Below are 18,375 nucleotides of genomic sequence, written 5' to 3'. Positions count from 1 at the left end.
GCCAAAATCAGCCACGAAGAGACGATTTTGGGCTGAAAATTGGAAAATTGAGCCACAGGACGTCGATAAAGGACGGTTTGGGGCGTCATATCGGGAGCTGCGGACCACTTAATCGCAACTTCCTTAATGGCCCCTATGACCACCTGCACCGGCTATTACGACGGCACCGTCACCAGCGAACTGGTGGAGTACTATCGTGCCCGTTCCGGAAGCATCGGCACCATCATTGTGGAGTGCTGCTTCGTCGACGATCTCGGTCTCGCCTTCCCGGGCGCGATCGGGATTGATAATGACGAGAAAATTGCCGGGCTGGCGAAAATCGCGGAGGCGATCAAATCCAAAGGATCTAAAGCCCTGCTGCAGATCTACCACGGCGGCCGCATGGTCGACCCGAAACTGATCGGTGGCCGTACGCCGGTTGGCCCGAGTGCCATTGCTGCACCGCGTGAAGGGGCCGCTACGCCGGTTGCGCTGACCGCGGACGAAGTGGAAGGCATGATCGGCAAGTTTGGTGAAGCGGTGCGCCGCGCTATCCAGGCCGGTTTCGACGGCGTGGAAATTCACGGTGCGAACACCTATCTGATTCAGCAATTCTATTCGCCAAACTCTAACCAGCGTGACGACGAGTGGGGCGGCAGCCGCGATAACCGCGCGAAGTTCCCGCTGGCGGTTCTGGATATCACCCACAAAATGGTGCGCCAGTACGCGGACGACGCCTTTATTATTGGCTATCGCTTCTCTCCTGAAGAGCTGGAAGTGCCGGGCATCCGCTTTGAAGACACCATGTACCTGCTGGAAAAACTGGCGGCACGCGGCCTGGATTACCTGCACTTCTCCGTCGGCGCGACCCTGCGTCCTTCCATTGTTGACACCCAGGACCCGACGCCGCTGATCGAAAAATACTGCGCGATGCGTTCTGAAACGCTGGCTCAGGTACCGGTGATGGGCGTGGGCGGCGTGGTGAATGCCGCCGATGCCAATGAAGCGCTGGACCACGGTTACGACCTGATTGCCGTTGGCCGTGCCACCATCGCTTACCCGGACTGGACCGACCGCATCGCGGCCGGGGAAAACCTGGAGCTGTTTATGGACAGCACCCAGCGCGAGGCGCTGAACATTCCTGAGCCGCTGTGGCGCTTCTCGCTGGTGGAAGCGATGATCCGCGACATGAGCATGGGCGAATCGAAATTCAAACCGGGCATGTTTACTGAGAAGGTGCAGGACGACGCGAACGAGCTGGTGATTAACGTCAGTCTGGAAACGGACCGCATTGCAGACATCGAGCTGGCCTCTGGCCCGAGCGAAGACGTTGAGTTTGTCACCAGCTTTGAAGAGATCCGCACCCGCATTCTGGATGCCAACACCCCGCACGTGGATGCCATCACCGGCGCAACCAGCCAGAGCGAGGCGGTGAAGAAAGCGGTCTCTAAAGCGATGCTGAAATCCAGCAAAGCGCTGGCCGCGGAAGAGGGCGTTGACCCGAACGAAACCCGCAGCGTGGACGTGGTGGTTGTCGGCAGCGGCGGCGCCGGTCTGGCGGCGGCGATTCAGGCGCACGACGAAGGCGCGAGCGTGCTGATTGTTGAGAAAATGCCAACCATCGGTGGCAACACCATTAAAGCCTCTGCCGGGATGAACGCCGCAGAAACCCGCTTCCAGCGCGTGAAGGGCATTCAGGACAGCAAAGAGCTGTTCTACCAGGAAAGCCTGAAAGGTGGCGGCAACAAGAACAACCCGGAACTGCTGCACCGCTTCGTTGAGAACGCGCCGCAGGCGATTGAATGGCTGGCAACCCGCGGCATCATGCTGAACGACATCACCACCACCGGCGGGATGAGCATTGACCGTACCCACCGTCCAAAAGACGGCTCAGCGGTCGGCGGCTACCTGATCAGCGGCCTGGTGCGTAACGTCAACAAACGCAACATCGAGGTGATGCTGGATACCTCCGTCAGCGACATCCTCTTCGAAAACGGCGAAGTGACCGGCGTGCGCCTGACCACCGAAGAGAACGAAACCCTCACCGTGGCAGCGAAAAGCGTGATTGTCGCCACCGGCGGCTTCAGCGCTAACAGCCAGATGGTGGTGAAATACCGCCCTGACCTGGAAGGGTTCGTTACCACCAACCACAAAGGGGCGACCGGCGGCGGCATCGCGCTGCTGGAGCGTATCGGGGCAGGTACGGTTGATATGGGCGAGATCCAGATCCACCCAACCGTTGAGCAGAAAACCTCGTACCTGATTTCCGAATCCATCCGCGGCGGCGGGGCGATTCTGGTCAATCAGAAAGGGGAACGCTTTTACAACGAAATGTCGACCCGCGATAAAGTCTCGGCGTCAATCATCGCGCTGCCGGAGAAATACGCGTACATCGTCTTTGACGAGCATGTTCGCGCCAAAAACAAAGCCGCGGATGAGTACATCGCTAAAGGCTTCGTGACCAGCGCCAGCTCGCCAAAAGCGCTGGCGGAAGCGCTCGGCATGGATTACCACGCTTTCCTGGCGACCCTGGAACGTTACAACGGTTTCGTTGAAAAACAGCACGATGACGACTTTGGACGTACCACTGCGCTGCGTGCGCCAATCAATGAAGGGCCATTCTACGCCATTCAGATTGCACCGGGCGTGCACCACACCATGGGCGGCGTGACCATCAACACCGAAACCTGCGTGCTGGACAGCAACCACAACGTGCTGCCAGGTGCGTTTGCGGCCGGTGAAGTGGTCGGCGGGATCCACGGCGGCAACCGTATCGGCGGTAACGCAGTGGCAGATATCATCATTTTTGGTACCCTTGCAGGACATCAGGCGGCTCTGCGTTCGAAAAAGATGTAAGGCACCTGCTTCCCAGGCCGGATACGCGCAGCGATATCCGGCATTTTCCCCGGCGGCGCGGAGCTTGCCGGGGCTACTTCTGAGGACTCCTGCCATGCCTGATAGCCATCGCGTTTACAGCTACTCCGCCGTTCTGATGGGCTCGCCCATCCTCCTGAAACTCTTCTCCCATGACGAAGCCCTCGCGTCCCGCGTGTTTCGTCTGATCAAACAGTACGAAGATCTGCTCACCGTTAACCGCGCGCACTCGCAGGTGATGGACATTAACCATGCGGCGGGGCAGCATCCGGTCACCGTCAGTCGGCCGGTGTTTAATCTGATCCGCTGTGCAAAAGCGGCAAGCTTGCTCAAGGACAGCGCCTTTAATCTGGCGATCGGTCCGCTGGTGAAGCGCTGGAAGATTGGCTTTCAGGGGGACAGCGTTCCGCCTGCCGATGAAATCGCCTCGCTGCTGGCGATAACCCGGCCCGAGGATGTTCTCCTTGATGAAGCCAGCAGCAGCGTGTTTCTGACCAGAGCGGGGATGGAGATCGATCTGGGGGCGATTGCCAAAGGCTATATCGCCGACCGGGTGCGGGATTACCTGCATAAAGAGGGCGCGGAGCTGGGGCTGATTAACCTCGGCGGCAACATTCAGACGTTAGGCTCGCCGGAAGGGGGCTGGAGCGTCGGGCTGAAAAAACCGTTCGCCGGAGATGCGCTGATCGGCACGATGATCGTTGAGAACGTGTCCGTCGTCACGTCGGGAACGTACGAGCGCTATTTTGAACAAGACGGCAAACGCTATCACCATATCCTCGATCCGCGCACCGGATATCCGCTGGACAACGAACTGGACAGCGTGACCATCATTTCGAAAGATTCCATCGACGGCGATATCTGGACCACGCTGATGTACGGCATGGGCGTGGAGAAGGGCTGTGCCGCGCTGCGTGCGCGCCCCGACATTGAGGCCATCTTTGTGACCAAAACAAAAGAAGTGGTGTTCTCTTCAGCACACCACTTCCGCTTTACCCTGCTGGATGATACCTACCGCGTTACTGACAGTATTGCTTGAGCAGGCCCGTTTGCTCCGGCTGGAGACGGTAGCGATACACCGGACGCCCGGTGGCGCCGTAGTGAATGCTGGTGAACAGAATATTGATTTGCGCCAGCCAGATCAGGTATTTGCGGCAGGACACGCGGGAAATATTGACCGCGTTTGCCAGATCGTCGGTGGAAAACTCCGTCTCCGGGTGAGCGTCAATCCACTGGCAAATCGTGCGCAGCGTTTGCGGCGTTAACCCTTTCGGCAGCTTTTTGCTGTCCGCCAGTTCCGGCGCCCCGCCGTGGATCAGCCGGTCGACGTCCGCCTGCTCGTAATACTGGTGCGACCCCATCAGGCTGTGCTTGGCCTTCCAGCCGTTCAGCGCCTCTTCAAAGCGCGGGAACTGGAACGGCTTTATCAGATAATCCACCACGCCGTAATGGATGGAGGTCTGGATCGTCGCGGCGTCGGCGGCTGAGGAGATCATGATCACGTCGATTGGGCGGCCGGATGCGCGAATCACGGGCAGCAGATCCAGCCCGTTATCCTGCTGCATATAGACATCCAGCAGCACCAGATCGACGGGCTGGCTGGGGTTATTAATGATGGCCTCGGCCTGGCTTAGCGTGGAGGCGACGCCGCAGCAGCTAAAGCCTTCAACACGGTTGACATACAGACGGTTGAGGTCGGCTACCATGGCGTCATCATCGACAATTAACACATTTATCACGCGATTTTCCTCTCGCTATCCCAGGGGATGTGAACAAAAAATTGGGTAAATACGCCGGGCTCAGACTCGACGGAGATATCGCCGCCAAGGTTCTGAATCTGCTGGCGAGCAAGGAACAGCCCAACGCCGCGGTTTTCACCTTTTGTTGAGAAGCCCTTTGTAAAAATAGACTCCAGCTGAGTGGGATCAATGCCGGGGCCATCGTCGCTGACTTCACAGCTGAGCCAGCCATTCTGATAATGCAGCAGCAGGCCGATCTCGCCCTCCTGCTGTCCTTCCATCGCGTCGAGCGCGTTTTCAATGAGATTGCCCAGCGCGGTGATCAGCACCGCGACCTGCTCTTCACTTGCGGTATCCGGTATCTGGCTTTCATCCGCCAGCGTCAGGGTGACGCCCGCTTCTTTCGCCCGGTTGATTTTACCCAGCAGGAACCCGGCAACCACCGGGGATTTTACCTTGCTCTGTATCGTACCGATATCCGTCTGGTAATGATGTGCCGTCTGGAGAATGTACTCTTCCAGCTTGTCGTAGCGCTTAATATTCAGCAGGCCGAGTATCACATGCAGTTTATTCATAAACTCGTGGGTGTGGGCGCGCAGGGCATCAACGTAGTTAACCATGCCGTCCAGACGCTGCATCAGCTGGCTGACTTCCGTTTTATCACGGAAGGTGGTGATGGCGCCGATCACCCGATCCTGACTTTTCACGGGGACCATGTTGCACAGCAATAGCCGACCGTTGCAGCTGATCTCCTGATCCTGGCGTGCGACGCCAGTCTTCGAAACGTCACGCAGGCTGGCCAGCAGGGGCGCGCTGGTGTTTTCGGTCTGCTTGCCGGAGGGGAGAAGCAATATTTCTCTGGCGGTCTGATTAATCATCGTCACGCGCCCGTGTATATCAACGGCCAGAACACCCTCGCGAAGCGACTGCAGCATCGCCTGGCGCTGTTCGAACAGGGCGGAGATTTCGTAGGGTTCGAGCCCGAACAGAATGCGCTTCAAAACCCGCACCAGACCCCAAATCGTCATAGAACTCATAAAAATACTGAACAAAATGGTCCAGACGGCGTTGAGCCGCCCGCGAGCGATCTGCTCTTCAACCTTATTGAGGGAGATTCCGACGACCACCACGCCAATCTGCTCGTGCTGCGCGTCGTAGACGGGTGTAAAAACGCGCAGCGCTTCGGCGAGCGCGCCCCGGTTAACCGATACGTTCTCTTTGCCTTCCAGCGCGGGGGTTAAATCGTCACCGATAAAATGTAGCCCCAGCAGCGCCTCATTCGGGTGAGAGTAGCGGATCCCGCGCATATCAGTGACCACGGTGAACAGCAGATCGTTTCGCTTCGTCACCGCCTGGGCGATGGGCTGAATAATGTTCTCCTGCGGTGCCTGCATGAGGCCGCGCTGGATCTCGGGGCTGTCGGCGAGGGTGCGGGCAATGCCGAGCGCGGTGTCTTTGACATCATCGCGCGTTGCGCGGGTGATCTGCACCGAATAGAGCGCAAAAACCACCAGCAGAACTGAACCGATAATCGCGCACACCATCAGCGTGACCAGCGTATTGAGTTTCATGGGGCGCTTGCGCGTCGGAAGGAAAGGCTGCAAATCGCTCATCAATACTCCGCGATGATTAAGTAAGAGGGTAATTATCGCCGATGACGCACTTTTCTTAAAGCCATGTAAAAGCGTGGATTTGGTCCTCTTTTCGTGACCCTCCTCGCAGGTCATCTATATAAAACACTTTATAGTGTGTGGGTACTCATAATAAGGAGGCTGTTTATGAGCATTATGCTTACCGGTTCGGTCAAGGAAAGACGGCACGCCAGCACGATGAATATCGATAGATTGTCCACGCTGGACATGCTGAAAGTCATTCACCAGGATGATGCACTCATTTCTGCTGCTATCACCCCTTGTTTACAGACGATTGCCCGTGCGGTGGATAACGCTGCCGCGACCCTCAATCACGGTGGTCGCCTGGTCATTGTCGGGGCGGGGCCGTCTGGCCGCGTCGCGCAACAGGTTGCCGATGACTATGCGCCGGGCAAAACCCCTGTGATGGCCGTAACGGCACAAGAGGGGGAAGGGAGCTACGAGCGCGGCGTTTCCGACCTGCAGGCCATTAAATTTGGTGAACACGATATGATGCTGGCCGTGACCGTCAGCGGAAAAACGCCGTGGGTCTGGGGAGCGATTGCGGCATGCATGGTCGCTGGGTTCGCCGGTCGCCGTGATTACCGGTGATGCGCAAAGTGAAGCCGCGCAGCTGGCGAGTATGGTTATAGCCCCCGAACTGGGTGCCGATGTGGTGGCCGGCTACCTCAACACCAAAGCGGGGATCGCGCAAAAAATGATCCTCTCGATGATCGCTACCGGGCTGGCCGTTCGAACCGGGCGCGTATACAGCAACCTGCGGGTGGATCTTGAGGCAAGCAACACCAAATGGGCCGAACGTCAAATCGCCATTGTAATGGAAGCGGGGGGATGCTCCCGGGCGGAGGCAAAAGCGGCGCTGGAGAGCTGTAACCATCACTGTAAAACAGCGGTATTGATGGTGCTGACAGGGCTGGATGCGTGGAAAGCTCATGAGCTGCTGGTGCAGAATAACGGGTTTATCCGCGTGGCGCTGCAGGAAGCGCCGTAATACGTACCGTTAAGAAATAAAAAAGGCCGCAGATGCGGCCTTTGATATTTTAGAGGTTAGAACTGGTAGGTCATGCCCACACCAACGATGTCGTCGGTGGAAATACCGTTGGCTTCGTAGAAGCTTTCATCGTTGTCCAGCATGTTGATTTTGTAGTCAACATAGGTAGAGAAGTTCTTATTGAAGCTGTAGGTCATACCCAGGTCGATGTAGTTAACCAGGTCCATGTCTCCATGCTGACCCTGAGGGTTACTGGCGTTGCCTGGATAGGTCATGTCCTTGCCCTTAGAGTAAACCCATGCCAGGGATGGACGCAGGCCGAAGTCGAACTGGTACTGTGCAACCGCTTCGAAGTTCTGAGTCTGATCCGCGATACCATAATCACCATAAGGCGTCATGTTGCGGGTTTCAGCGTACATCATCGCCAGATAGACGTTATTGGCGTCGTATTTCGCGCCGAGAGTCCACGCTTCAGCTGTTTTACCGCTCGCATAATGCGCGCTGTATTGGCCTGCCGCTTCCTGTTTGTTAGTACGGTCAGAAGAGGAATACGCCGCCCCCAGGCTCAGACCGGAGAGATCGCCAGAGAAGTCATAGGAGGTAGACATACCGAAGCCGTCACCGTTCTGGAAGCGTACATCTTTATGACCATTTTTCGTGCCTTCCTGGTCTTCTTGAGCAAACTGATCTTCATTTGCGCCCTGATACTGCAGCGCGATATTCAGACCCTCAACCAGACCGAAGAAATCACTATTACGGTAGGTAGCCAGACCGTTAGCACGGCCAGTCATAAAGTTATCAGTCCAGGTGTAGGAATCACCGCCAAATACAGGCAGCATATCGGTCCACGCTTCAACGTCGTACACGACGCCGTAATTACGGCCATAATCAAATGAACCGTATTCGCCAAATTTCAGGCCAGCGTATGCCAGACGGTTAAAGGATTTATCACCCGCGCCTTCGGTATCGTTAGCGTAGGTTTTATATTCCCACTGGCCGTAACCGGTCAGGTCGTTAGTGATCTGGGTTTCGCCTTTGAAACCAATCTGTACATAGGTTTCATCGCCATCGTCGCCAGGGTTGTCAGAGAAGGTATGACGCGCGTCGACCTTGCCGTACAGGTCAACTTTGTTGCCGTCTTTGTTGTACATTTCAGCCGCATTTGCTGCGCCTGCCATTAATAACGCGGGTACAAGAATTGCCAGAACTTTTCTTTTCATTATATATTCCCTTTAAAGATAATTTATATGAATATATGTAATTACCCTCCGTAATTACAGGGTTGATACTATTCCAGGAGATGTGATTTAGTTTCAAAAATAAATGTAATAAAATTCGATGAAATATTTCAAATTATTTCTATAAATCTCTTTATTTTTCCAGTGAATTAATTAATTGAATTTATAAGGTGTAATTATTATTAAATATTTCGCATTTCTATTTTTTAATTTATTTAATTTGGCTATGTTATAATTCATCCTCTTTTTAACAACAGGACATGACGATGGAACTGGCCCGGTGGCAGCATGGCTTTGAGCGCTGGCTCAAGGAATTTCATCAGAACGACGATACCGCACATGATATTTCGCATTTTCGACGGGTCTGGATGACGGCGCAAAAAATCATGGTTCACCACACGGTCGAGCCGCGGGTGATTCTGGCCGCATGCTATTTTCACGATATTGTCAGCCTGCCGAAAAATCATCCCGAACGCAGTCAATCGTCAAGGCTCGCCGCGCGTAAGACGAGCGACATTCTGCGCCGCGACTTTCCGGACTTTCCGCCAGAGCATATTGCCGCCGTCGCGCACGCGATTGAGGCGCACAGCTTTAGCGCCGAAATCGCGCCGCAGAGTATGGAAGCCAAAATAGTGCAGGACGCTGACCGGCTGGAAGCGTTAGGTGCTATCGGCCTGGCGCGCGTTTTTGCCGTCTCGGGCGCGCTGGGCGTGCCGCTATTTGACGCGGACGATCCCTTTGCCGATGCGCGATCCCTCGACGATAGGGCATTTGCCCTCGACCATTTTCAGACCAAGCTGCTGCGTTTGCCTGATACAATGCAGACGGAAATGGGCCGCGAACTGGCACGTCACAATGCCGATTTCCTGATCCAGTTTATGGCGAAACTCAGCGCCGAATTACACGGCGACTGCCTCGGGCTGGATAGCGAGGTGCTGAGCCGCTTCCGTCGCAGTTTGCGCAACTGAACTGTGGTAATCTGTTCCCAGTCTTTACTCTCCGGTTAAAAGAATGCAGGAAAATCGAGCAGTGAAAGAGCCCGCGCCCGCGCAGGCTGAGAAATCAACGGCAACGGTGCAGGCCTTACTGCGCCAGCTGTTGGATATCTATGATGCTAAAACGCTGGCCAGTCTGCTGGTGGCGCACGGCGAAAGCCACTGGAGCCCGGCGATCCTTAAACGTCTGCTGACCAGCGAGCGAGCAGGGCGTCGCCTGAGTGAAGGCGAGTTTCGTTATCTGCAAAACCTGCTTCCGCGACCTTCTGCCGCGCACCCGAACTATGCCTTCCGGTTTATCGATCTGTTTGCCGGTATCGGCGGTATTCGGCACGGTTTTGAAGCTATCGGCGGACAGTGCGTATTTACCAGCGAGTGGAACAAGCACGCCGTGCGGACCTATAAGGCCAACTGGTACTGCGACCCGCACGAGCATCATTTCAACGCCGATATTCGCGATGTCACCCTGAGCCATAAAAGCGGCGTGAGCGATGAGCAGGCCGCCGAGCATATTCGTCAGACGATCCCCGCGCATGACGTGCTGCTGGCCGGCTTCCCGTGCCAGCCTTTTTCGCTGGCCGGCGTCTCCAAGAAGAATGCCCTCGGACGCGCCCACGGTTTCGCCTGCGATACGCAGGGAACGCTGTTTTTTGACGTGGCGCGCATTATTGACGCCCGTCGTCCAGCCATTTTTGTACTGGAAAACGTCAAAAACTTAAAAAGCCACGACGGCGGGAAAACCTTCCGCATTATCATGCAAACGCTGGATGAGCTGGGTTATGACGTGGCCGATTCAGAGGACATGGGCGCGGACGATCCTAAAATCATTGATGGGAAACATTTCCTGCCCCAGCATCGCGAACGTATCGTGCTGGTGGGTTTCCGCCGCGATCTCAATCTGAAGGGGGATTTCACCCTGCGGGATATTCCTTCTCTGTATCCCGAGCGCCGTCCTACCGTGGCCGACCTGCTGGAACCGGTCGTCGACGCGAAATTTATCCTGACCCCGGTGCTGTGGAAATACCTCTACCGCTATGCCAAGAAGCATCAGGCGAAAGGCAACGGCTTCGGTTTTGGGATGGTCAACCCGAACGATCCGCACAGCGTCACCCGTACGCTGTCTGCTCGCTACTATAAAGACGGCGCGGAAATCCTGATCGACAGAGGCTGGGACAAAGCGCTGGGTGAAAAAGATTTCGACGATCCGCACAACCAGCGTCATCGCCCACGGCGCTTAACGCCGCGGGAATGCGCCCGGTTGATGGGCTTTGAAACGCCGCAAGGCTACGGTTTCCGCATTCCGGTTTCAGACACCCAGGCGTACCGCCAGTTTGGTAACTCGGTCGTCGTTCCCGCGTTTGCGGCTGTCGCAAAACTGCTGGCTCCGCGCATCAGACAGGCGGTGGCGCTACGCCAGAGTGAGGCCGTCAATGACGGACGTTCACGATAAGGCCACGCGCAGTAAAAACATGCGTGCCATCGGCACGCGTGACACCGCCATTGAAAAGCGCCTGGCCGCGCTGCTGACGCAGGCAGGGTTTGACTTTCGCGTGCAGGATCCCGCGCTGGCGGGTCGTCCCGATTTCGTCCTCGACGCCTGGCAGTGCATCATCTTTACTCACGGCTGCTTCTGGCACCATCACGACTGCTACCTGTTTAAAGTCCCCGCGACGCGCACCGATTTCTGGCTGGATAAGATTGGTAAAAACGTCGAGCGCGACAATCGGGATCTCACCGCGCTGATTGCGCAGGGCTGGCGGGTGCTGATCGTCTGGGAGTGTGCGCTGAGAGGCAGACTAAAGCTGGACGATACCGATCTGCGCGAACGGCTGGAAGAGTGGATCTGCGGCGGCGGTCAGACCGCGCAGATCGACACGCAGGGTATTCACCTGCTTACGGTTTCTCCACCTCACAAGGCGTGACCACCGGTTTTGCCGGCAGCAGATATTTGCCCAGCGTGACCAGCACGACGGCAAACACGATGATCCCTAAAGCAATCCATTCCACAGGCGAGAGCGTTTCTCCTCCCAGTCCTGTCCCGAGCAGCACGGCCACGACCGGGTTAACGTAGGCGTAGCTGGTGGCGACCGCCGGTGAGACGTTGCGGATCAGGAACATATAGGCGTTAATGGCGATGATAGAGCCAAACAGCGCCAGGTAGCCTACCGCGAGAAAGCCCGACAGGTCCGGCAGCGCGGTCAGCGTTTCGCCCGTCAGCGCGGAGGCCAGCAGCAGGACAATCCCCGCGGCGAGCATCTCAATCGCACCGGCCATCATGCCGGTCGGCAGTTCGATACGCGACCCGTAGACGGAGCCGAACGCCCAGCTCATCGAGCCGATCAGGATAATGACCGCGCCCCACGGATTCCCGCTCAGGTTGCCGCCGCTGTTGAGCAGAACAATGCCGGCCAGCCCAATCCCAATCCCCAGCCATTCCAGCTTGCGGGTGCGGATGCCGAAAAGACGGCTGAAGCAGAGGGTAAACAGCGGTACGGTGGCAACGACCACGGCGGCGATCCCGGACGGGACGTTCTGGTGCTCGGCAATCGTCACAAACCCGTTCCCCACTGCCAGCAGCAGCAGGCCGATCAGGGCGGCATTCAGCATCGGGCGCAGCGGGGGAAGCTTATGCCCGCGCAGCATCAGGAAGGCCAGCAGCAGGATACCCGCCGAAAGGAAGCGGATACCCGCCATCATCAGCGGCGGCCAGCTTTCCACGCCGATGCGAATGACAAAGTAGGTTGAGCCCCAGATGATGTACAGCGAAAAGAGTGCCCCGATGAGCGGTAGCAATTGCCGGAAACGCATAATCCCTCACGTCGAAATAAAAAGGTCGCTGATAGTAAACGCGAAAACTATCGCGCTGGCGAGCCCTTTAATTGTGTAGCTGATGTGAATTTTTTGTTGACGTAAGGTGCCTGTTTCCGGGTTTGCGCTTTTGCTCCATACTATTCACTTAATTACCAAAAAATGAAGGATTAAGATTTTGGCAGGAAGTAGCTTATTAACATTGCTGGATGATATAGCCACCCTACTGGACGACATTTCAGTGATGGGGAAACTGGCGGCGAAGAAAACCGCAGGCGTGCTGGGCGATGATTTATCGCTTAACGCGCAGCAGGTGAGTGGGGTGAGGGCAAACCGTGAACTGCCGGTGGTGTGGGGCGTGGCGAAAGGTTCCTTCCTGAATAAGGTGATCCTGGTGCCGCTGGCGCTGCTGATCAGCGCCTTTATCCCCTGGGCCATCACGCCGTTACTGATGATCGGTGGGGCATTTCTCTGCTTCGAGGGCGTGGAGAAGGTGCTGCACTCCTTTAGCGCGCGCAAGCAGAGCGATACGCCGGAGGTGCGCCAGCAGCGTCTTGAAGCGCTGGCCGCGCAGGATCCGAAAACCTTCGAGCGCGATAAGGTCAAAGGCGCTATTCGGACCGACTTTATCCTGTCTGCGGAAATCGTCGCGATTACGCTGGGCATTGTCTCTGACGCGCCGCTTCTGAACCAGGTCCTGATCCTCTCCGGCATCGCGATTCTGGTCACCGTGGGCGTGTACGGTCTGGTGGGACTGATCGTCAAGCTGGACGATATTGGCTACTGGCTGGAAGAAAAGTCGAGCGCGGTGGCAAGAGGCATCGGCAAAAGCCTGCTGGTGCTGGCGCCCTGGCTGATGAAGAGCTTGTCGGTGGTGGGCACGCTGGCGATGTTCCTCGTAGGCGGCGGAATTGTGGTTCACGGCATCGCGCCGCTGCACCATGCCATCGAACATTTCTCCTCCACGCAGGGGGCCGTTATCGCGGCGATTCTGCCCACGCTGCTGAACCTGGTGCTGGGCTTTATCATTGGCGCTATCGTCGTTGCGGCGGTGAAGCTGGTTGAGAAAATTCGCGGCACGTCGCACTAATTGTTACCGTCGGCAGGATGCAAAAAGACCATTCCTCGTCTAAATTGAAACAGTTTCACCCTGATACAGGAGGCAGGTATGGTCTTTTTGGTCAGTGATGAAGTTAAGCCTAAAAAGGGCGGCCCACGTATGATCGTCACCGGGTATTCCAGCGGAATGGTGGAATGCCGGTGGCACGATGGCTATAGCATCAAGCGGGAAGCATTCCGTGAAGATGAGCTTCAGCCGGGGGACGGGCAGCACAAACGGGACAAGGCTTAATCACATAACGCCCGGCTTTGCCGGGCGTTTTTATCTCAGGTTTCGGGTATAGAGCAGTAATCAGGGAGTGTGTGTGCAGCGCGATACCTTTGTTGTAAGACAAACTTTTTTGCAATGGCTGCATAAGCGTAGCAATCCGGGGCGGATTGTTAATCTCTGTTTTCTGATCGTTCTGGTGTTTTCCACGCTCCTGACCTGGCGTGAGGTGGTGGTGCTGGAAGAGGCGTACATCTCCAGCCAGCGCAACCATCTGGATACGGTGGCCAGTTCGCTGGACAGGCAGTTACAGAACAGCGTCGACAGGATGCTGTTATTTCGCCAGGGCATGCATGATGCAATCGAGACGCCGCTGGCCTTTGATGTCCTACAGGATGCGGTGTCACGCTTTAACACCGTCCGCATGCTCCCCACCTGGCAGCTCGCCGTTGATAAAAAGCGCACCCTTCCCATCAACGGGGTCTCGGATGCGTTCGTGGATAAAACCACGCTTCTGAACCGGGACGCTGAGCGCATCAGTCATGAAATTTCTGCCGCGCTCGAAGTGGGGTATCTGCTCAGGCTGGCGTCATCGAGAGCGCAAACGGAAGCGCGGGTGATCTACGTCTCCCGCGCCGGATTTTTCCTTTCCACGGATACGCCGGATCGGGCGGGTGATATTACCGCCCGCTATTATAATCTGGTCACGCAGTCCTGGTTTACCCAGCAGTCAGAGCGTAACAACCGCGCTCGCGCCGTGCGCTGGTTTATCTCCACGCCTTCATCCTGGACCGGGGATGAACGCACGATCACCGCCAGCGTTCCCATCTATTTCGATCATTACTGGTACGGCGTCGTGGCGATGGATTTTACATTAGACACGATGCAGCGTTTGCTGACCGACGCGACGGAAGACCGGACGGAGGGGGAGTATCAGCTGTACGATACCCGGCTTAATATGATTGCCACCTCGGCCCACGCGGGAAGTCCGGTTAACCAGTTTGACGAACGCGAAACGGCGCAGATTGCCCAGGCGATTGAACATGATACCGGCGGCGGTATCCGCCTCGGGAGCCGGTTTATCACCTGGGAACGGCTCGATCACTTCGATGGCGTCGTCCTGCGGATCCACACCCTGCACGAAGGGGTGCAGGACGACTTCGGCAGTATCAGCATTGTGCTGGCGCTGCTGTGGGCGCTCTTTACCGCTATGCTGTTGATCTCGTGGCTGGTGATCCGTCGGATGGTGAGTAACATGTATACGCTTCAGCACTCGCTCCAGTGGCAGGCCTGGCACGATCCGCTGACCCGATTGAATAATCGCGGCGCGCTGTTCGACCGCGCAAAATTGCTGGCGGAAACCTGTCGTCAGCAGTCGCTGCCGTTCTCGGTGATTCAGATCGATCTCGACTATTTTAAAAACATCAACGACCGTTTCGGCCATCAGGCCGGTGATAAGGTGCTTTCCCATACGGCAGGCGTGATTGCCAGCGCGTTACGCAAGAATGACGTGGCCGGACGCGTCGGTGGCGAAGAGTTTTGTGTGGTCCTTCCCGGTCTTGGTCTGGAGGAGGCGAGAGGCGTCGCCGAACGCATTCGTTGCCGAATCAACAGTAAGGAGATCCTGGTGAAGAAGAGCACAACCCTGCGCATCAGCGCGTCACTGGGCGTCAGCAGCGCGGATGAAACGGGCAATTACGATTTTGAACAGCTGCAGTCCGTGGCGGACGCCCGGCTGTATCAGGCCAAGCAGAGCGGGCGTAACCGGGTCGTGTGGCGGGATCAGGACAGGAAATGATCCAGCCCCTCCTGCCAGCCCGCAGGCCCGGGCTGTTGGGTGTGATAGACCCGCGCGGGGTTATCGTCCCGTAGCGTGATGCCCTGGCGGTTAATCCCCTTGATCACCACCGCGAAGTCCATGCTGTCGAGCAGCGGCGCATCGTTGGGACCGTCGCCGAGCCCTAGCGTGGTGGGTTCAATGTCTTCCTGCTCGCGATACCGTTCAATCAGCCAGTTAAACGCCACGTCTTTACCGCAGCGGGCGTCCAGAATATGCCAGAAGCGCGCCCCCTGCAGGCATTGCAGGCCGCTGTGCGCCAGTTCCTCTTCAAACTGAAGCAAGTTCTCGTCGGTATCGCGCCAGATCAGCGTGACGGAGGCTTCGTGCTTGCGGGCAAGCGTCGAACGGTAGCGCGTCAATCCGGTCCACTCGCTAATAACGTGCTCATCCACATCGTCAAAGGTGGTGAATTTAAAGCCTGTCTGCAGGCGAATCTGCTCGATCCGCGGACGAATATCCCGGTGCGTCATCCCTCTAATCTGACGCTGGATATTGTCCCAGCGCACGTCAGGCTGAATCACCGCGCCGTTCTCGGCAATAAACGGCAGGCCTTCCAGCCCCAGATCCTGCTGAATATCCAGCATCTCTGCCGCGGTTTTGCTGCTGCAGAGAATGATCGGAATCTGGTTATCCTGCAGCCTGTCCAGCCAGGGCATGGCGGGTTGCCAGTCATAGGTATGAATATCCAGCAACGAGCCATCCAGGTCGGAAAAAATCAGCAAGGTATCCCGCAGTGAAGGCATAGTGACTCCCGGTGACGGATGCGTTTCGCTCTAAGAAAATTCCTAAAAAATATCCGAATTGTTAACCGGAGAAATGAGAGTATTCCCTGGCAAACCCGCATTCGGCGTATGTTATTGCTCATAACCAAAAGCATTATGTTAAAAATATTATATTCATCCTAAGAATATATGCTTGTCAGACAAATTCGTTGGGGATAGTGTGGCATGTACATCAGATTTCCTGGTGTAACGAATTTTCAAGTGCTTCTTGCATAAGCAAGTTTTGATCCCGGTCATCCCCATGACCGGGATTTTTTTCGCCCTAACGATTGGCTTCCGACACGCTAAAGTCATGAATATCGAGCTCGAAGGCCTCGGCCAGCTCGCGATAGGTGTGATAATCCCTTCCGTTGACAATGACGCGGTCCGAATTGTCGTCCGAGCGGCGGACTTCTGACTCGCTGATCTCATTGATGGCGGCCAGCAGGGCATCGACATCCACCTCGACTTCGCGCTTGATGGTATCGCTGTACTCTTTATCGGTCTTCATTGCGGGACTCCTCTTTCAACCTGCAAACGTGTCCAGGGTTAAGTATAGCCTGTGCATAAAAACGCCATTCACGCCGGGCGGCGATGTGCGTTTTTGCGTTTTGTTCTACACTGGCTCAAAACCAGAGGAGGAATGTATGAAGGTCAACGATCGGGTAACCGTTAAAACGGACGGTGGGCCGCGCCGCCCGGGTGTGGTGCTGGCAATTGAAGAGTTTAGCGAAGGTACAATGTACCTGGTATCACTGGAAGACTACCCGCTCGGCATTTGGTTTTTTAACGAACTGGGGCATCCGGACGGGATTTTTGTAGAGAAAGCAGACTAGCACGGCGTCGGGTAGCACATTGCGTGCCCGACACCCGCTGTAAAAGCAAAAATCTCTGGCCAGGCCAGAGATCAAAGGTAGGGTGCACAGGGTCTTTTCTTAAGCGACTAACGCATGTTGACGAAAATCCCGTTCGTCACATTATCGGTCAGGCGTACCACGTGGTAGATCACTTGCTTATTATGCGTTTTAATTTTCCGTTTAATATTTCCTTTGTGTGATGAAACGGTTTTCGCTTTAATATTCATCTGGTCGGAGATCTGAATAGTTCCTTGTCCCGCCATCCACATTCGCAGCATACTTGATTCAGTCCTGCTTAATGATAGGGTGGGTAAGTTAACCGCTCCTACATTTTTAACTTCTTTATTCAAATAATCACCCAAAATGTCATCCAGCGACTCGGGTTTAATCGATTTAGAACTGATCAATAAATTTTTACGGACCAACAAATACTCATCGAAATGGATATTCGCGATCGCCATAAAAACAATAAACAGGGTTTTTGGATGCTGATTAATGATTTGCTTAATGTGCTGACTGTTGGCTGGATCGTGAATGAAACAGTCCTCATTAATAAACACCACGCCTGGTTTTAGTTCGTCACAAGCGGCTGCGAGTTCGTCAACGGTGTGTGCATCGTTGATGTCTCTCTTTCTTACCCCTCTGCTTGCCAGGTACCCGGTTAACCCTAGCCGGGTGTAGCTGCATAAATCCATAATGATCGTTGACATGGCATACCCTCACTCAATGCGTAACGATAATTCACCATCTGCCTGAGAGCTCAAAACAGCCATACGGGATGGAAAAAAATAATAAACCTGTGAGCATGACAAAGACTTTCAGGCGGACTCACTATCCCGTAAAGTTACGTATAATTTGCCAGGAATCTTCTTAAAGTAAAGTAAATATTAAGTATTGTGAGGTGGTTAGAAACAATTAAACCGCGTCAGATATATCCTGGAAGATGTTTTTCGCGTTTTATTTTAGGAATATCCTCAGAAAGACAGTAACAACAGTGCGGGCTATTATTTACGTGGCAGTTCGCTGACAATATCCGCTAACAGGTTGAATATCTCGCCGAATAAATGTTCACAGAAGGGAGCGATAAGTGGCATCAGTAATGACATTAATAAAATTCCGACCGTCAGCGTCAGCGGAAAACCAATGACAAACACCGAAAGCTGCGGTGCCATTCGGTTGAGTAAACCTAAGGAAGTTGCGATTAAGTGGTCCGCAGCTCCCGATATGACGCCCCAAACCGTCCTTTATCGACGTCCTGTGGCTCAATTTTCCAATTTTCAGCCCAAAATCGTCTCTTCGTGGCTGATTTTGGCC

At 55.3% G+C, this 18,375-nt stretch carries 15 protein-coding genes and 3 pseudogenes; 10 read left to right on the top strand and 8 right to left on the bottom strand.

What is annotated here, in order from left to right:
- Positions 1-123: 123 nt before the first annotated feature.
- Positions 124-2,835, top strand: a pseudogene (locus tag ACOTXT_RS20730) (flavocytochrome c); the annotation flags it as partial.
- A 94-nt stretch (positions 2,836-2,929) separates the two neighbouring features.
- Positions 2,930-3,892: an FAD:protein FMN transferase gene (locus tag ACOTXT_RS20725; RefSeq protein WP_055322020.1), complete on the top strand. Its 963-nt coding sequence runs from the start codon at positions 2,930-2,932 to the stop codon at positions 3,890-3,892.
- Here ACOTXT_RS20725 and dcuR read toward each other — a convergent pair.
- Together dcuR and ACOTXT_RS20715 are read right to left on the bottom strand one after the other, a co-directional pair.
- The gene (gene dcuR / locus ACOTXT_RS20720) at positions 3,873-4,592 is read right to left on the bottom strand and encodes a two-component system response regulator DcuR (RefSeq protein WP_008500296.1); all 720 of its coding nucleotides are present in this window, start codon (positions 4,590-4,592) and stop codon (positions 3,873-3,875) included. The genes ACOTXT_RS20725 and dcuR overlap by 20 nt on opposite strands.
- On the bottom strand, positions 4,589-6,205 hold the full coding sequence (locus ACOTXT_RS20715) for a sensor histidine kinase (protein ID WP_333166360.1): 1,617 nt from the start codon (positions 6,203-6,205) through the stop codon (positions 4,589-4,591). Before ACOTXT_RS20715 ends, dcuR begins: the two co-directional genes overlap by 4 nt.
- 165 nt (positions 6,206-6,370) lie before the next feature.
- On the opposite strand from ACOTXT_RS20715, the pseudogene ACOTXT_RS20710 reads away from it, so the two are divergent.
- Positions 6,371-7,235: pseudogene (locus tag ACOTXT_RS20710) on the top strand (N-acetylmuramic acid 6-phosphate etherase).
- Between the two features lie 56 nt (positions 7,236-7,291).
- Here the strand turns inward: ACOTXT_RS20710 and ompC are convergent.
- Entirely contained in the window at positions 7,292-8,455 is a 1,164-nt protein-coding gene (gene ompC / locus ACOTXT_RS20705) for a porin OmpC (protein WP_008500300.1), read from the bottom strand.
- A gap of 284 nt (positions 8,456-8,739) precedes the next feature.
- Between ompC and ACOTXT_RS20700 the strand changes: the two genes are divergently transcribed.
- The 3 genes from ACOTXT_RS20700 to ACOTXT_RS20690 all read left to right on the top strand — a co-directional run bounded on the left by ACOTXT_RS20700 (position 8,740) and on the right by ACOTXT_RS20690 (position 11,390).
- Entirely contained in the window at positions 8,740-9,441 is a 702-nt protein-coding gene (locus ACOTXT_RS20700) for a phosphohydrolase (protein WP_333166364.1), read from the top strand.
- Positions 9,442-9,502: 61 nt separating this feature from the next.
- A complete protein-coding gene (locus tag ACOTXT_RS20695) occupies positions 9,503-10,918 on the top strand; it encodes a DNA cytosine methyltransferase (RefSeq protein WP_023293871.1) in 1,416 nt (471 codons plus the stop codon).
- The gene (locus ACOTXT_RS20690; RefSeq protein WP_055322080.1) at positions 10,899-11,390 is read left to right on the top strand and encodes a very short patch repair endonuclease; all 492 of its coding nucleotides are present in this window, start codon (positions 10,899-10,901) and stop codon (positions 11,388-11,390) included. The genes ACOTXT_RS20695 and ACOTXT_RS20690 overlap by 20 nt, the downstream gene beginning before the upstream one ends.
- On the opposite strand, the gene yedA is transcribed toward ACOTXT_RS20690, so the two are convergent.
- Positions 11,362-12,276 carry a drug/metabolite exporter YedA gene (gene yedA / locus ACOTXT_RS20685; protein ID WP_055322079.1) on the bottom strand — a complete coding sequence of 305 codons (915 nt, stop codon included), beginning with the start codon at positions 12,274-12,276 and terminating at the stop codon, positions 11,362-11,364. The two genes, ACOTXT_RS20690 and yedA, sit on opposite strands and share 29 nt — an antisense overlap.
- Before the next feature lie 178 nt (positions 12,277-12,454).
- Here yedA and ACOTXT_RS20680 point away from each other — a divergent pair, with 178 nt between their 5' ends.
- The 3 genes from ACOTXT_RS20680 to dgcQ all read left to right on the top strand — a co-directional run bounded on the left by ACOTXT_RS20680 (position 12,455) and on the right by dgcQ (position 15,401).
- Positions 12,455-13,366 (top strand): DUF808 domain-containing protein, encoded by a 912-nt coding sequence (locus ACOTXT_RS20680; RefSeq protein ID WP_008500306.1) that lies wholly within the window; start codon positions 12,455-12,457, stop codon positions 13,364-13,366.
- 78 nt (positions 13,367-13,444) lie between these two features.
- Positions 13,445-13,627 (top strand): YodC family protein, encoded by a 183-nt coding sequence (locus ACOTXT_RS20675; protein ID WP_008500307.1) that lies wholly within the window; start codon positions 13,445-13,447, stop codon positions 13,625-13,627.
- A gap of 73 nt (positions 13,628-13,700) precedes the next feature.
- On the top strand, positions 13,701-15,401 hold the full coding sequence (gene dgcQ, locus ACOTXT_RS20670; RefSeq protein WP_021241391.1) for a cellulose biosynthesis regulator diguanylate cyclase DgcQ: 1,701 nt from the start codon (positions 13,701-13,703) through the stop codon (positions 15,399-15,401).
- Here the strand turns inward: dgcQ and ACOTXT_RS20665 are convergent.
- Both ACOTXT_RS20665 and yodD read right to left on the bottom strand, forming a co-directional pair.
- A complete protein-coding gene (locus ACOTXT_RS20665; RefSeq protein WP_055322078.1) occupies positions 15,386-16,186 on the bottom strand; it encodes a mannosyl-3-phosphoglycerate phosphatase-related protein in 801 nt (266 codons plus the stop codon). The genes dgcQ and ACOTXT_RS20665 overlap by 16 nt on opposite strands.
- Positions 16,187-16,487: 301 nt before the next feature.
- Positions 16,488-16,715, bottom strand: coding sequence for a YodD family peroxide/acid resistance protein (gene yodD / locus ACOTXT_RS20660; RefSeq protein ID WP_008500310.1), 228 nt, complete (start codon positions 16,713-16,715; stop codon positions 16,488-16,490).
- Between the two features lie 136 nt (positions 16,716-16,851).
- Between yodD and dsrB the strand changes: the two genes are divergently transcribed.
- Positions 16,852-17,040, top strand: coding sequence for a protein DsrB (gene dsrB / locus ACOTXT_RS20655; protein ID WP_008500312.1), 189 nt, complete (start codon positions 16,852-16,854; stop codon positions 17,038-17,040).
- A 107-nt stretch (positions 17,041-17,147) separates the two neighbouring features.
- Here the strand turns inward: dsrB and rcsA are convergent, their stop codons facing one another.
- The gene (gene rcsA / locus ACOTXT_RS20650; RefSeq protein ID WP_008500313.1) at positions 17,148-17,771 is read right to left on the bottom strand and encodes a transcriptional regulator RcsA; all 624 of its coding nucleotides are present in this window, start codon (positions 17,769-17,771) and stop codon (positions 17,148-17,150) included.
- Positions 17,772-18,074: 303 nt separating this feature from the next.
- Positions 18,075-18,254: pseudogene (locus ACOTXT_RS20645) on the bottom strand (flagellar biosynthetic protein FliR); the annotation flags it as partial.
- Between the last annotated feature and the right edge of the window lie 121 nt (positions 18,255-18,375).

The organism is Enterobacter cloacae complex sp. IR5422 (assembly GCF_049238165.1).
Taxonomy (GTDB): domain Bacteria; phylum Pseudomonadota; class Gammaproteobacteria; order Enterobacterales; family Enterobacteriaceae; genus Enterobacter; species Enterobacter roggenkampii.
Note: the sequence above shows the minus strand (reverse complement) of the source record. Positions and strands in the feature narration are given on the sequence as shown.

What these genes read in the sequence shown, in the direction of transcription:
- ACOTXT_RS20725 (WP_055322020.1), top strand. Translation starts at nt 2,930, where the DNA reads ATGCCTGATAGCCATCGCGTTTACAGCTACTCCGCCGTTCTGATGGGC.
- ACOTXT_RS20715 (WP_333166360.1), bottom strand. Translation starts at nt 6,205, where the DNA reads ATGAGCGATTTGCAGCCTTTCCTTCCGACGCGCAAGCGCCCCATGAAA.
- ompC (WP_008500300.1), bottom strand. Translation starts at nt 8,455, where the DNA reads ATGAAAAGAAAAGTTCTGGCAATTCTTGTACCCGCGTTATTAATGGCA.
- ACOTXT_RS20700 (WP_333166364.1), top strand. Translation starts at nt 8,740, where the DNA reads ATGGAACTGGCCCGGTGGCAGCATGGCTTTGAGCGCTGGCTCAAGGAA.
- ACOTXT_RS20690 (WP_055322080.1), top strand. Translation starts at nt 10,899, where the DNA reads ATGACGGACGTTCACGATAAGGCCACGCGCAGTAAAAACATGCGTGCC.
- yedA (WP_055322079.1), bottom strand. Translation starts at nt 12,276, where the DNA reads ATGCGTTTCCGGCAATTGCTACCGCTCATCGGGGCACTCTTTTCGCTG.
- ACOTXT_RS20675 (WP_008500307.1), top strand. Translation starts at nt 13,445, where the DNA reads ATGGTCTTTTTGGTCAGTGATGAAGTTAAGCCTAAAAAGGGCGGCCCA.
- ACOTXT_RS20665 (WP_055322078.1), bottom strand. Translation starts at nt 16,186, where the DNA reads ATGCCTTCACTGCGGGATACCTTGCTGATTTTTTCCGACCTGGATGGC.
- yodD (WP_008500310.1), bottom strand. Translation starts at nt 16,715, where the DNA reads ATGAAGACCGATAAAGAGTACAGCGATACCATCAAGCGCGAAGTCGAG.
- dsrB (WP_008500312.1), top strand. Translation starts at nt 16,852, where the DNA reads ATGAAGGTCAACGATCGGGTAACCGTTAAAACGGACGGTGGGCCGCGC.
- rcsA (WP_008500313.1), bottom strand. Translation starts at nt 17,771, where the DNA reads ATGTCAACGATCATTATGGATTTATGCAGCTACACCCGGCTAGGGTTA.